The sequence below is a fragment of the Aquitalea sp. LB_tupeE genome, assembly GCF_013391415.1.
GTDB lineage: Bacteria > Pseudomonadota > Gammaproteobacteria > Burkholderiales > Chromobacteriaceae > Aquitalea.
On the sequence record NZ_JACAXB010000034.1, the window covers coordinates 276,698 to 290,511 of the forward strand.

The window sequence follows — 13,814 nt, forward strand, 5'->3', positions numbered from 1 at the left end:
TGCTACAGAGAAAAACTTACTGCGCCGCTGTGGCCGCAATGGCTGCGCGCAGGCCTAACAGATAACTCTCGGTGCCAAAGCCGCAGATCTGCCCCTTGGCGATCTCGGCAAATACCGACTGGTGGCGGAACGCTTCGCGCGCATGGATGTTGGACATGTGGATTTCCACGATGGGCACGGTGAGGATGGCCAGTGCGTCGCGAATGCCGTAGCTGTAATGGGTCCAGGCCCCGGCGTTGATCAGCACGGCATCCACCCCGTCGGCATACGCCTGATGAATGCGCTCGCACATTTCCCCTTCGTGATTGGTCTGGAAGCTTTCCACTTCCACGCCCAGTTCACGGCCCAGCGCTTGCAGACGCGCGTCGATCTCGGCCAGGGTGACTGTGCCGTACTGCTTCGGGTCGCGCTTGCCAAACATATTGTGGTTGATGCCGTGCAGCATCAGCATTTTCTTCATGGCCAGCCCCTTAATAATTCAGTTTGGCCACGGCACGCAGCTCTTCCGGCGTAGTGCTGCCAAAACCGAAGAATTCCAGATAGGCCGGGATCATTTCAAACAGCATGTCGGTGCCCAACTGGATCTGGCAGCCTTTGGCCTGTGCCGCAGCCAGCAAGGGGGTGATTTCCTTCTTCATCACCACTTCGCCAACAAAGGTGTCGGGGCTGACGCGGTCCATGTCAAACGGCAGCGGGTCGTCCTCTTTCATGCCCAGCGGGGTGGCGTTGACGATCAGCTCGAATCCGGCCGGGTCGTTGCTGCCCACGGTGACGATCAGCTGTGGATAGTGCTGACGCAAACGGCCTGCCAGCGCTTCGGACGAGGCGGTATTACTGTCGAACAAGGCCATTTCAGCCACGCCTGCACCTGCCAGCGAGGCGGCGATGGCACAACCAACCCCGCCGTTGCCCGACACCAGCACCTTGCGTCCCTTGAGGGAAAAGCCCTTGCGCTCCACGCCACGCACAAAACCGGCCCCGTCAAACTGGTCGCCCAGCAGCGTGCCGTCCGGCCGCACCAGAATGGCATTGCAGGCACCGGCAATGGCGGCGGTGGGGGTGATTTCGTCCATCAGGCCCAGGGTCGTGACTTTGTGCGGCATGGTGACCAGTGCACCACGCAGATTGGTGAACTTGCGGATGCTGGCGATCGCCGCCACATAGTCCTCCGGCTTGACGCCGATGGGCATCACCACGGCATCAATGCCCTTGCTGTCAAACCAGGGGTTGTAAATCATCGGAGCCTTGAAGCTCTCGGTGGGATAACCCAGATGGGCAATCAGCGTTGTCTTGCCACTAATCACGCATGTCTCCAATCGTTTTGCTATCGCGATGCGCTTGCATCCGGCGGGATCAAACCGTCCCGTGACATAGCTGCATCATGGGCCGTTTGGCGGCGGCATCCAACAGCAAAATCGCTCTAACTGATATAGCAAAATCAGTTGTTCGACCTGGGAAAATGTCATCGCGGGCATAGCAGACCGGCACCGCAGCGTGGCGACAAGGCGCAAAAAAGCCGGTACAAGCACCGGCTTTTAGCTTGGCAGGCCACGCGTACTAGCCCGCAGCGGCCAGCAGGGACTGGCCCAGATAGCCACCCGCCTCCACGCCCGGCAAGGCAAAGAAGTAGCCGCCGCCAAACGGCTTGATGTACTCCTCCAGCGGTTCGCCATTCAGGCGCTGCTGAGTGGCAACAAAGCCGGTTTGCAAATTGGCCTGGAAGGCAACAAACACCAGCCCCATGTCCAGCTGGCCGGACTTGGTCAGCCCCAGCGAATAGCTGTAGCTGCGGCGCAGCAGTTTGGCATCGTGACGGCCATGCAGGCGTGGTTCGGCGCGGCGCATGTGGGAATCCAGTGGCACCTGCTGGCCATGCGGGTCGGCGGCAAACTGCGGGTCGTCAAACTCCTGTTTTTTGCCCAGCGGCGCACCGCTGTGTTTGTCGCGGCCGAAAATGCCTTGCTGTTCGCCCAGTGGCGTGCGGTCCCACTGCTCCATGGTGAAGCGGATCAGCCTTACCACGGCATATGTCCCGCCACGGGCCCAGGCGGGCTCTCCATCCTTGTCACCCACCCACACCAGCGCATCCATCTGTTGCTTGTCCGACGTCTCGGGATTCCCTGTTCCGTCCTTGAAGCCGAACAGATTGATGGGCGTGCTGGCATGCCGTACCGCTGCGGCAGGCTGGAAGCCATCCATTTTCCACCGCGCGGCCAGTTTGTCCGGGCAATGCTTGATGATGTCACGCACCGCGTGAATCACTGTTTCACGGGAATTGGCACAGCATTGCAACAGCAGGTCGCCGTCGCACCAGGCGGCATCCAGTGCGTCGTTGGGAAAGGCAGGCATGGCCGTCAGGTGTTTGGGCCGCAATGCTTGCAGGCCAAAGCGCCCGTCAAACAATGACGCGCCCAGCGCCACGGTGATGGTGAGCCCGTCCGGTGCCACGCTATCGCCCAGCAGGCCGGAATCCGGCGGTGGCAGCTTGGGCGCGTCCACCGGTGCCGGGCCGCCTTCGGTGAGAAAGGCAATGCGCCGGGTCAGCAGTTGCAGGGTTTCCTGCAGACCCTTGCGGTCGCGAGCGAGAACATCGAAAGCAATGAAAACGGCTTCCTGCGGCGTCGGGGTGCTTACCCCCGCCTGATGCACACCGGCAAACGGCACCCGTTGCATGGCCGGGTCATGCGATAGCGCCTGCTGCTTTATCCAGCCCGCGGCGCCCAGTGCCCCTGCCAGCACGCCGCCGCCAAACAGGCCAGCACCACGCAGCAGCTTACGGCGCTGCCGGTCGGGCTGGCTGCCGGATGCAGGCAGGGCCTGGTTATTGTCTTGTTCAGTCATGAATGAAAATCTGCCCTGATAATGTTTGGCACGGCTGAGACATTCGCGTCCTGCCCTTGAAGCAAGGCGTGCCGACACAGCCGGATGTTGCCTGACCGCGCTTATTCGACGATCAACACGCCATGCGGATTGCTCAACAGGCCGCAGGTCATTTCGTATTTGCCGGGTTCCAGTTTTGCGGTCAGCTTCTGGCTGAAACCGGGAGCAATGTTTTCCCGCTCTTCCACCACATACACGCCCTTGAGGATTTCCCACTCTACCGACCGCGCACTGTTGTTCTTGATCAGAAACTGGGTTTTGCCGCGTTTGACAGTCAGCTGCATGGGTTCGCAGGCTTCATCGTTGACGCCGACATTCACCACCGGGATGGCAGAAGCCGGTGCTGCAGGAGTGGCGGCGGCCGGGGCTGTATTTTGCTTGCCGCAGGCCGCCAGCAGTACCAGCAGCACACACGGTGCCAGGGTTTTGAACATGAGTATTTCCTGAATGCTTGCTTAGGCTGCCGGGCAAGCAGTACTTGCCCGGCATGGCTGCTTGCCGCCATCGCTGGTCAGGACGGCGGCAGCAGATGAATCAATCCAGGCCCAGCACGCCACGCAGCTTGGACAGGTCTTCGGCCAAGGCCGTGATCGGGCCCTTCATCGCGGTGCGGTCGGCATCGGTCACCTTGTCGTAGCTGACAAAGCCTTTTTTGTCCTCGCTACGGTATTTGTCCAGCAGGGCATCCACGGTCTTGAAGTTGTCATCCACTTTGGCCAGCAAGTCCGGGCTGGCTTTTTGCAGCAGCGGGCGCAGCAGTTCGACAATTTTCTGCGCACCGTCCACATTGGCCTGGAAATCCCACAAGTCGGTATGGCTGTAACGGTCTTCTTCCCCGCTCACCTTGGTTTTCGCCACTTCCTCGATCAGCCCGGCAGCACCACCCACCATCTTGGCCGGCGGAATATCCAGCGTGGCCACACGCTTGTTCAGCTCGGTGATGTCGGCCACCAGCTTGTCGGCGAACTCGGCCTGGCCCTTGGTGGCGTGGTCACCAAACAAGGCTTTTTCCAGACGGTGGAAACCGGTGAATTTGGGGTCTGCCGCTTTTTGCTTGAAGTCGTCTTCCCGCGCGTCGATGGCGCTATCCATATCGGAGAACAACTCGGCAATCGGCTCGATGCGTTCGTAATGCTGACGGGTGATGGCGTACAGGCCTTGCGCCTTTTTCAGCTCACCGGCCTTGATGGCAGCGGCAAAAGCCTTGGACTGGCTCAGCAAACCTTCCAGCTCCTTGCTGACATACTGCTTGTAATCGGCAATGGGCGCTGCCAGTTGTGCGCTGTAGTCCACTGCGGGAGCGGATGCCGCTGCCGCCGAAGCCGCAGCCTCTGCCACGGGGGCGCTGCCAGCAGCATCAGCTGCCGGGGCATCCCCGGTTTTACCGCAGGCCGCCAGTGTGGACAGCAACAAAGCCAGAACAGACAGCTTGCACAGGGAAGGTTTTTTCATCGGTCAACTTTCTTGAGAATGGATAAACAAGGATTTCAACGCGTGGACAACGGTGCGGACGAAGATTTGGCCAAGGGCTTGCCGTCACGCAGAAACAAAAACAGCGCCGGCAACAGATACAGCACCCAGGCCAGCAGTTCGCTGACTGTGGGGGTGTCGTCATAGCCGAACATGCCGGAGAGAATCACGCCCAGCGGGGTATCAAGCGGCAGCACCCGACTCAGGTCTATCACCACGCTTTGCAGCTGATTCCACAGCCCGGCTTCGTGCAGGGCCTTGACGGCTCCGGCCAACAGACCGGCCGCCACCAGAATGATGAACATGCCGGTCAGACGGAAAAAACGGCGCAGATTGATACGCACCCCGCCCTGGTAAATCCCCCAGCCCATGGCCGAGGCCACCAGCAGGCCCAGCAAGGCGGCCAGCCAGGCCAGCGGATTGCTGCTTTGCTGCTGCACGGTGGCCAGCAGGAAAAACACCGACTCCAGCCCTTCCCGTGCCACGGCAAAGAAGGCCATGCCCACCAGCGCATAGGCCTGGCCACGGCCGCGACGGAGTGCTGCATCGATGGAGCCCTGCAACTGGTGCTTGATGGAGCGGGCCGCCTGCTTCATCCAGAACACCATGGAAGTGAGAATGCCCACCGCAACCAGCGCCACCACGGCTTCAAACAGCTCCTGCTGCTTTTGCGGGAATTCCTGCTCGGTCATTTCCAGTGCCACGCCCACCGCAAGGCTGAGCAGACAGGCCAGCACCACCCCCAGCCATACCGCAGGCATGAAGCGCTGCTGGCCGGACTGGCGCAGATAGCTGGCGATGATGCCGACTATCAGTGCGGCCTCCATGCCTTCGCGCAGCATGATGAGAAACGGAATAAGCATGATATTGATTTTTCTGAAAATGAGAATCATGCGCATTATCATTTGAACTGTCAACGCAAAAAACTGTCGTCACAGCACCCTGCAATACTGCTTAACAATTTGCCCGCACCCAACGGCCATAAAAAAAGCCGACCGGCACAAGGCCGACCGGCTGGCAGCCTGGGGCTGCAGGCTCCGTTACCGCATTAACTCAGTACTTCTGCTTCAATATTTCCACTTTACTGCGACGCTGGCATTGATCGGCGCGGCATAGTAGGACTGGTCCCAATACACACTGGTCAGGTATTTGCGGTTCAGTACGTTGTACAGGTTTGCCGCCACGGTCAGGTGCTTGTCCACGTCGTAGCTGGCCATCAGGTTCCATACCGAATAGCCACCCTGATAGGCGGCGGACGTGCTGCTGTAACGCGTCTCACTCTGGTAATTGAGACTGGCACCCAGTTTCAGCTGTTCCAGCTGTGGCACGCGCCAGGTGGTGGACAGCCGTACCTGACGACGCGGCACATACAGCCGCACATCTTCGCCGTTTTCACCGGTAATCCGCTGCGCCACCACGCCCAGGCTGGCCTGCCAGTTGTGCGCCAGTTCGCCGGACAAATCAAACTCTACCCCGCGCGACTTGGCACTAATGCCACGGTAATAAGCCTTGCTGCCGACATAGCCGGCCTGCTCGGCAATATTGTCCTGCTCCACTTCAAACAGCGACAAGGCGGTGTTCAGACGGCGTTGCAGGAACTCACCTTTCAGGCCGATTTCCTTGCCGGTACCACGGGCAGCGGCCAATGTGGCACCGCTGGCATCGGTCTGGGTTTGCGGATTGAAAATCTTGGATACGCTACCGTAGGCGGAAATCTCATTGCTCAAATCCACCACCAGGCCGACATAAGGCGAAGTGGCTGACTGCTCCAGCGCATGCGCCACGCCGTAGCTGGCACCAATCGAACTGGCCTGGGTGTAATTGGCGCCCAGCAGTAGTTTTACCGGATCGGCCAGATTCAGCCGCGTTGCTGCGTAGACGGTTTTACGGGTGTCCACATAGCTGCTGCCATCCACACTGGCGTCGAAGCTGGGCGTGGCATAGCTGCCATCGAATGCACTATTGCCAAACAGTTCGGTACCAATACCTTGACCGTAATGGCTGATATCCGTCATGCGCGAACGTGACAGGTTCACGCCGATATTGAAGTCATGCTGACGCCCGGCCAGCGCGACCTTGCCCCCCAGATTGCTGTCGAAATACACCTGCTTGTTACTGCTGTCATAAAGCGAGGGATAGGCATACAGCCCGCCACCGGTGCTCTTGTTGGGGGTGCCGTACACATAGAACAGCGCACTGTCGGTATCTGCCTGGTTGTAGCCCAGCGTGCTCTTCCACTGCCAGCCATTATCCAGTGCATGGGCCAGCTCGGCGAACACCCGCTGGTCGGTGGTATTCAGGTAGGACCAGCTAGCCGAGGTGCTGGTGCCCACCGGGTAATTGGTTGACGTGCCATCGCTGTAGGCCATGGGCAGCGCACCCCACATGGCACCCTTGCCTTGCTGTTTCTGGTAGCTGTAGCCCACGGTCAGCGTGGTCTTGTCGCTCAGTTTGTTGGCCAGCACCCCGTAAAACACATCACGGGATGGTTTGTAGCGATCCAGATAGGAATGGCCATCCTCATGCGCCGCCACTACCCGTCCGCTGACCGTACCGGCCTCGTTCAGCGGGCCGGAAACATCCACGTCCAGGCGCTTGGTGTCCCAAGAACCAATGGTGAGTCCGGCTGAGGCCTGGAAGTCATCCGTCGGACGCTTGCGAATAAAGTTGACCGTGGCGGACGGATTGCCGGTGGAACTGGACAGGCCATTGGCCCCACGCACGATTTCCACCCGGTCGAACATGGCCATGTCGATGTCACCATATTGCAGGCCATAGGTCATCGGCACGCCGATGCTGTCCATCTGGAAATTGGTGATGTCAAAACCGCGTGCCGTGTAATAGGTGCGATTGGTTTCCACCTTTTCCACCGTCACGCCGGTGGTGGTGGCCAGCACATCGTTGATGGTGCCAAGCCGGAAATCTTCCATCTGCGCATGTGTCACCACCGAACTTGCCTGCGGAGTTTCACGCGGACTCAGGTTCAGCCGGGTGGCCGAGGTGCTGTGCTTGATGGTGTAGATTTCCTGCTGATCGGTGGGTAGCTGGCTGCTCACTGCCTCGGCGGATACGGAAACGGCAGGCAGAACGGCAAGCCCGCTGTCCTTGTCGCTAGAAGTAGCCGCTGCGGTGCCATCATCGGCCAGGGCCTGACTGGCCACACCAGCAGTGGCCAGCCACACAGCCAGACATAAAGGACGGAGGTTAAAACCATGGGGTTGGGAATGACGGGCAGCAGCAGGCCGGTGAACTTGCATGGGGTAAATATCCAGAATGTTAAAAAACGGAATCTAGTACACACTCACAAATGCGAATGCTTATCGTTTTTATTGTCAGCATGGCATTTACCTGCTGTCAATCATCTTTACATCGGCAGTTCACACCGCCAGCCAAACTGCAAGTGGATGCTTCCGTTTTAATTGCTATTGATTCGTATTTGCATGTACACTGCGCAGCCATCAAACAGCCATGATTCAGTGCCGTGTCGATGATGACCACCCGGCACTGGCCAGCAAGTCCCTCCAACCCCGATGGCAGCAGACATGAAACCGCACTTCCGACAAACCATCGTCCGCATTCACCGTTGGCTGGGCCTCACCATGGCCGCTTTCCTGCTGCTGGCAGGCGGCACCGGTGCCATTCTGGCGTGGAACGATCAGCTGGATCACTGGCTGAACCCGGAACTGTTCTACAGCCCTGCCCCTGCGCCAAGCGCGCAGCCGCTGGACCCCTTGCTACTGCGCCAACGCGTGGCACAGACATTTCCCGACGCACAAGCCAACACCGTAGCGCTGACACAGGAAGCGGGCAGAAGCGCGATTTTCTGGCTGTCCGGCCGCATCCAAGCCGATGGCACGCTGACAGAACCCGCCAATAACCAGGTGTTTGTCGATCCATACAGCGGGCGGATTCAGGGTGCGCGGCGCTGGGGAGACATCAGCCAGGGCAAGCAGAACCTGCTTCCCTTCATCTACCGCCTGCATTACTCGCTGGCGCTGGGTGACTGGGCCAGCACAGTGTTTGGCATCATCGCCCTGCTGTGGACTGTCGATTGCTTTGCTGGTGCCTGGCTTACCTTGCCGGCACCAGTGCGCAAAAGCGCCAGCCAGGCGAGGAACACCGCCAAGGCATCAGGCAAAAGCTGGCGGCAACGCTGGGCAGTGTCATGGAAAATCCGCCGTGGCAGCGGCAGTTACAAGTTGATATTCGACTGGCACCGCGCTGCCTCGCTCTGGCTGTGGGCCATGCTGCTGGTACTGGCCTGGAGCAGCGTGTCCTTCAATCTGCCCGCCGTGTACAAGCCAGTCATGCAAACGCTGTTTGCCAGCCAGCCGGAACCCGCCCTGCAGGCCGCCATGCGCCAGGACGAACACCTGCCGCGACTGGACTGGAATGCAGCCCGCACCCGTGGCCGGGCACTGATGACGGCGCTGGCGGCACGCAAGGGTTTTGCCATTTTGCAAGAGGATGATCTGAGCTATGACCCGGCACGCGGTCTGTACAGTTTCAGCAGCCGCAGCAGCCGGGATGTGAGTGAACGCTGGGGCAGTACCGTGGTTTATTTTGATGGCGACAGCGGTGCCGAACGGGGCGCATGGCTACCGACGGGGGAAGCCGGTGGCGACACCATACGCAGCTGGCTGACCAGCCTGCACATGGCGGCAGTGGGTGGTGTGCCCTATCAGGTATTCAGCATGTTGCTGGGCTGCGCGGTGGCCTCGCTGAGCATCAGCGGCGTGGCCATCTGGTGGAAAAAACGACAGGGCCGGCAAAAGTCGGCACGGCAGGGCCAGGGCAAGCGGCCGACGCAACAGGACGTGAACATGCAAAATGCGGAGCACGGCTGAATGTGCCGCTCAGTCCGCTGCCTGCCGTCGGGCATTTTTAACGCGATACATCAGGGTGTCGGCCTGCTCGATGGCGGCTTCCACCGTCCAGCGTTGCGGCGGCAGCGCCACCACGCCGACACTGGCACCAGCGTAATCCAGCTGGTGCTCGCCCAGCTGGTAGTGTCCGGCAATCAGCTGTTCCAGCCGTTGCCGGGTTCGCTCGGCAGCGTATTGCGGGTCGCCCTGCTGCGGGCCGGGGCCGACAAACAGGAATTCGTCTCCACCCAACCTGCCAATGATGTCACTCCCCCGCAAACCAGCTTGCACCCGCCGGGCAATGGCCTGCAAGAATTCATCCCCCCCCTGATGACCATAACGGTCGTTGATCTGCTTGAAGCCATCCAGATCAATCACCCCCACCAGGGTGGACACACCGCTGCGCTCGGCCTGGGCCAACAGCCGCTCCAGTTCGGCCACCATGGCACGGCGGTTGGGCAAGCCGGTCAGCAGATCGGTCAGGGCGTGGGTAGCCAGCTGGTCGTTGGCAGCCTGCAGTTTTTCCATCAGCACTTCGCGCTCGATGAAATTGCCGACGATATTGGCAAACAGGCGGAACAGGGCTTCCACCTGCTCGGTAATCCTCACGACCCGGGTGCTGGCGGCGCACAATGTGCCCAGCAGCTGTCCGTCGGCATTGCTGACCGGCACACTGACATAAGACTGAATATGCAAGCGGGTAGCGGTGACGGAATCGCCCCAGCGTTGCGGCACGCTACTGCAAGCCAGCTGGCCGCTGTCGAGCGCACGCTTGCACAAAGTGTCCTCCCACTGCACGGTCAGGCCTTCGGCGATGGTCAGCTCGCCGCTATTACGCGCAAAACGGACGCGCTGGCTGTGACCGTCCAGATCCACATCGGTCAGGTAGGTGGACTCCATATTGGTAATCATCGCCAGCATGTCCAGCATCGGACGCACCAGCTGATCGATGGTCTGTGCCGTATTCAGGGAGGAGGACAGCTGCGACAGGATTCGATCCATTCCCATTCCCATACCCGGTTCAATTTCAATGACGAGGAAAACCGCATCCAGTGCATTCACGCTGTGGAATAAACATATTCTAGTAGAAACACTTAGTTTATTCATCTAGAAGCCCGCACAGCGCCGATCAGCCTAATTCCTACTGCGGCTTCACTGCTATGCCCCCGGCTACGGCAAGCAGCTTGCCGGCAGCACTGCGACAATATGCCGCACCCGCGCACGCGCTTGCCTTCTTACAATGGCGACCGGTCATCACGGGTGCGCCATGCAAGCAGAGCATGGCTACGCCACTTAGCGCACTGCCGGTGAAGACAAAACGGGCTACCGGCGCCAGCGCCAATGCGTTAGCATCCTGCCTCCGCGCCGGGATGCCGTATTCAACAGTTTTACATACCAACCAACAGGAGTTGTCATGCAAGCTTCCATCCGTTCTGCCTTGCTAGTGCTGGTCGCCAGCCTGCTCACCACTACTGCAGCCTGGGCGCATGCGCATTTGAAATCGGCCGAACCGGCAGCCAATAGCGTGGTCAGCAGCCCGGCCAGCCTGAGCCTGAATTTTTCCGAAGCACTGGAAGTAAAGTTCAGCGGCATCAAGCTGAGCAATGCCGACAAACAGGACATCGCATTGGCAGAAGCGACGCTGGCCAACGGCGGCAAAACCCTGGTAGTCAAACCGGCCCAGCCCCTGCCCGCAGGCAAGTACAAGCTGGAATGGCATGTATTGTCGACTGATGGTCACAAAACCAACGGGACTTACAGCTTCAGCGTTGGCAAGTGAGCACGATAGACGTCTTGCTATGGCTGTGCCGCTGGCTGACCGATGGCGCAGCCATGTGGCTATGGGGCAGCAGCCTGTTTGTGCTGGCGCTGCTACCTGCCGCGTTGCGTCAGGATTTCTGGCAGCAACAGGCAAGCTGGAACCGCCACGCCGCGCGCGTCCTGCTGCTGGCCACCTTGTCGGCCCTGCCCTTGCACAGCGCGATACTGGGTGATGGCTGGGCGGACAGCTGGCAAGCGGCCAGCCTGCTGACCGTGGTGAGTGACAGTGGTATTGGCCATGCCTGGTGCTGGCAGATGGTGGCGGCGCTGGCCTTGTGGCTGGTCACGAAAGGCGCTGGCAGTCGCCACTCCCTGCCCGTCACCGCAGGGCTGAGCGCCGCATTGCTGGCCAGCCTTAGCCTGAGCGGCCATGCCGCCATGCAACAGGGCTGGCAGGGGCTGGCACACCGTGGCAATGACTGGCTGCACCTGCTGAGCTGTGCTGCCTGGTTAGGCGCGCTACCGCTGGTGCTGCAATTGCTGCGTCAGCCAGCGCCAGCCCTGCAGCCTGCCCTGCCCGGCATCCTGCGGCGTTTTTCCACCACCGGCCATGCCGTGGTGTTCTTGGTGTTTGCCACCGGTCTGATCAACTGGTATCTGATCAATGGCAGCCTGCTGCCGGACAGTCTGTCTGCCTATGCCACGCTGCTGGGCGTGAAACTGCTGCTGGTAGCCGGCATGACCGTGCTGGCGCTCTACAATCGCTACCATCTGGTGCCCCGCATGCCACAAGGCCTGCCCTGCCTGCGACGTGCCGTCTGCCTGCAAATTGCCTGCTGCCTGCTGGCGCTGACTCTGCTGGCAGTTCTTGGCACACTGGACCCGCACCAGACCAGCTGGTTAGGCTAAGTCGCTTCCGCATCTCCTCTCATTGCGTACCCGCCGCGCACCCTGGCGAATCAGGCAAGAGATCGCCAGCAATGGGCTACCGTGGCCCGCCTTCCGTCTCTTAGGCTTTGCACACATCGTGGACAGGCTGTCACCAGCCAGCCCTGCCCCCCTGCGTCAACCCTTTGATTTGTGAAATGCCATGTCTTTGCCAACCCCTCTTGCCGCCCGCCCACAGCATGCAGCCGTGCTGTCCATGTCACTGTGCGTGGGCTTGCTGATTGCCGCCGAATTCTTGCCGGTCAGCCTGCTGACCCCGATTGCCAATGACCTGCACACCAGCGATGGCATGGCCGGACAAGCCATTTCCGTGTCCGGGCTGTTTGCCGTATTGGCCAGCCTGATGGTGGGAAAACTTACCGGCCGGCATGATAGAAAACCGGTGCTGCTCTGCCTCACCGTGCTGCTGTTGCTGTCGGTACTGCTGACAGCCCTGGCAGACAGCTTTGCCATGCTGATGCTGGCGCGTGCCGTGCTGGGACTGGTGATTGGCGGTTTCTGGTCGCTGGCCACTGCTACGGTGAGCCGACTGGTAGCCGCAGAACAACTGGCCGCTGCGCTCGGCACGCTGTATATGGGCAATGCGGTGGCTGGCGCTTTTGCAGCACCTGTCGGCAGCTATCTGGGCGGCATCATCGGCTGGCGCGGGGTGTTCTGGGTGCTGGTTCCGCTGGTGCTGCTCAACCTGTACTGGCAGTGGCGCAGCCTGCCAGAGCTGCCGGCACCGCCCGGGCAAACTGCCGCCAACCCGCTGACCCTGCTGTCCTTGCGCCATGTGCGCTACGCATTGCTTGCCGTCATGCTGACCTTTGGCGGTGCGTTTTCCGCTTTCACCTACTTTCGCCCGTTTCTGGAACAGCTGACCCGGGTCAGCCTGCCGCAGTTATCACTATTACTGTTTGGTCTGGGGCTGGCCGGTTTTGTCGGCACCCGGATGGCCAGTGCCATGGTGGTGCGCCATCTCTATTCCCTGCTGGGGCTGCTGCCATTACTGCTGGCCCTGCTGACTGGCGGCTTGCTGCTGACCGGCAGCCTGTTGTGGCCGGTAGCCATGCTGCTGATGTCGTGGGGGCTGGTGAATGCCGCCATTCCGGTGTGCTGGTCTGCCTGGATGGCACAGGGGGTCGCGGGTCAGGCCGAGCGCACCGGCGGGCTGATGGTGGCCGCCATTCAGCTGGCGATTCTGTGTGGTGGCGCGCTCGGCGGGGTTCTGCTGGACCAGTGGTCCATCCATGCCACTTTTCTTGCCAGCGTCGGCTTGTTGCTGACGGCTGCCTTGCTGGCAGGCAGCGGCGAGCGACTGCGCCCGTTGAGCACCTGACAAACAAAACACAAGCCGTTGTATTCATTAACAATTCATCCAGGCCAGCACCGCACCCGCTGGTCAAAACCTGGTCAAAACCCACACCACCCTGGCTCTGCCGGATCACATCAGGAAAGGAAGCATGATGAAACACGCCCTTCCACTATGTCTGTCCCTGCTCGTGTTCAGCCCGCTCAGCCGGGCCGCTACCGCAGCCGATCAAACCAGCTCTGTCAGTCAGCAAAACGGCCAATCTGACAATCTGAACGATGCCTTTTGCACGGCCGGCACCCCCTGCGCCGTGGTGAAGCAGCGCAATGCCGGGCTGCACTGAAGCCTGGCAGCAGACGCAACAAGGCCCTCAAGCAACTGAGGGCCTTGTCGTATCAGATGATGATTCAGGCGGCGTGCTGGCTACCAAGCGTAGCCAGCAGATTTGCCGCAAAACGGCTGCGCATGGCGTCCAGGCTGGCCTCATCCAGACCCATGGCACTGTAAAACGCCAGCGGAGCACGGTATTGCATGCCCACATACAATGCGGAGGCTTTCATGGGTGACAGCACTTCGTCCATGGTGGCCTGAATCAA

The 13,814-nt window shown here is 60.3% G+C and carries 14 protein-coding genes; 5 read left to right on the forward strand and 9 right to left on the reverse strand.

Going from position 1 to position 13,814, the window contains the following annotated elements; all coding sequences use genetic code 11:
* Nucleotides 1–16: 16 nt before the first annotated feature.
* From aroQ to HWX34_RS18990, 7 genes are all read right to left on the reverse strand, one after another.
* Complete coding sequence (gene aroQ / locus HWX34_RS18960; protein WP_178973724.1) at nucleotides 17–460, reverse strand: type II 3-dehydroquinate dehydratase; 444 nt, start codon at nucleotides 458–460, stop codon at nucleotides 17–19.
* Nucleotides 461–470: 10 nt separating this feature from the next.
* Entirely contained in the window at nucleotides 471–1,304 is an 834-nt protein-coding gene (locus HWX34_RS18965) for a shikimate dehydrogenase (RefSeq protein WP_178973725.1), read from the reverse strand.
* 253 nt (nucleotides 1,305–1,557) lie between these two features.
* On the reverse strand, nucleotides 1,558–2,841 hold the full coding sequence (gene efeB, locus HWX34_RS18970) for an iron uptake transporter deferrochelatase/peroxidase subunit (protein WP_178973726.1): 1,284 nt from the start codon (nucleotides 2,839–2,841) through the stop codon (nucleotides 1,558–1,560).
* A gap of 101 nt (nucleotides 2,842–2,942) precedes the next feature.
* The gene (locus HWX34_RS18975; RefSeq protein WP_178973727.1) at nucleotides 2,943–3,314 is read right to left on the reverse strand and encodes a cupredoxin domain-containing protein; all 372 of its coding nucleotides are present in this window, start codon (nucleotides 3,312–3,314) and stop codon (nucleotides 2,943–2,945) included.
* Between the two features lie 100 nt (nucleotides 3,315–3,414).
* Nucleotides 3,415–4,332, reverse strand: coding sequence for an iron uptake system protein EfeO (efeO, locus tag HWX34_RS18980; protein ID WP_178973728.1), 918 nt, complete (start codon nucleotides 4,330–4,332; stop codon nucleotides 3,415–3,417).
* A gap of 35 nt (nucleotides 4,333–4,367) precedes the next feature.
* Entirely contained in the window at nucleotides 4,368–5,213 is an 846-nt protein-coding gene (efeU, locus tag HWX34_RS18985) for an iron uptake transporter permease EfeU (RefSeq protein ID WP_178973729.1), read from the reverse strand.
* Nucleotides 5,214–5,417: 204 nt separating this feature from the next.
* Nucleotides 5,418–7,607 (reverse strand): TonB-dependent siderophore receptor, encoded by a 2,190-nt coding sequence (locus HWX34_RS18990; protein ID WP_178973730.1) that lies wholly within the window; start codon nucleotides 7,605–7,607, stop codon nucleotides 5,418–5,420.
* Between the two features lie 285 nt (nucleotides 7,608–7,892).
* Here HWX34_RS18990 and HWX34_RS18995 point away from each other — a divergent pair, with 285 nt between their 5' ends.
* Nucleotides 7,893–9,197 carry a PepSY domain-containing protein gene (locus tag HWX34_RS18995; RefSeq protein WP_178973731.1) on the forward strand — a complete coding sequence of 435 codons (1,305 nt, stop codon included), beginning with the start codon at nucleotides 7,893–7,895 and terminating at the stop codon, nucleotides 9,195–9,197.
* A gap of 9 nt (nucleotides 9,198–9,206) precedes the next feature.
* Here the strand turns inward: HWX34_RS18995 and HWX34_RS19000 are convergent, their stop codons facing one another.
* Entirely contained in the window at nucleotides 9,207–10,217 is a 1,011-nt protein-coding gene (locus HWX34_RS19000; RefSeq protein ID WP_178973732.1) for a sensor domain-containing diguanylate cyclase, read from the reverse strand.
* A 412-nt stretch (nucleotides 10,218–10,629) separates the two neighbouring features.
* On the opposite strand from HWX34_RS19000, the gene copC reads away from it, so the two are divergent.
* The 4 genes from copC to HWX34_RS19020 all read left to right on the forward strand — a co-directional run bounded on the left by copC (nucleotide 10,630) and on the right by HWX34_RS19020 (nucleotide 13,561).
* Complete coding sequence (copC, locus tag HWX34_RS19005) at nucleotides 10,630–10,995, forward strand: copper homeostasis periplasmic binding protein CopC (protein ID WP_178973733.1); 366 nt, start codon at nucleotides 10,630–10,632, stop codon at nucleotides 10,993–10,995.
* On the forward strand, nucleotides 10,992–11,885 hold the full coding sequence (copD, locus tag HWX34_RS19010) for a copper homeostasis membrane protein CopD (protein ID WP_218645250.1): 894 nt from the start codon (nucleotides 10,992–10,994) through the stop codon (nucleotides 11,883–11,885). The genes copC and copD overlap by 4 nt, the downstream gene beginning before the upstream one ends.
* Before the next feature lie 181 nt (nucleotides 11,886–12,066).
* Nucleotides 12,067–13,245, forward strand: a complete 1,179-nt coding sequence (locus HWX34_RS19015) for an MFS transporter (protein WP_178973734.1) — start codon at nucleotides 12,067–12,069, stop codon at nucleotides 13,243–13,245.
* Nucleotides 13,246–13,369: 124 nt separating this feature from the next.
* The gene (locus tag HWX34_RS19020) at nucleotides 13,370–13,561 is read left to right on the forward strand and encodes a hypothetical protein (protein WP_178973735.1); all 192 of its coding nucleotides are present in this window, start codon (nucleotides 13,370–13,372) and stop codon (nucleotides 13,559–13,561) included.
* A gap of 64 nt (nucleotides 13,562–13,625) precedes the next feature.
* Here HWX34_RS19020 and HWX34_RS19025 read toward each other — a convergent pair.
* Nucleotides 13,626–13,814 (reverse strand): hypothetical protein (locus tag HWX34_RS19025; protein ID WP_218645251.1); only part of this gene is annotated, 189 nt, incomplete at its 5' end.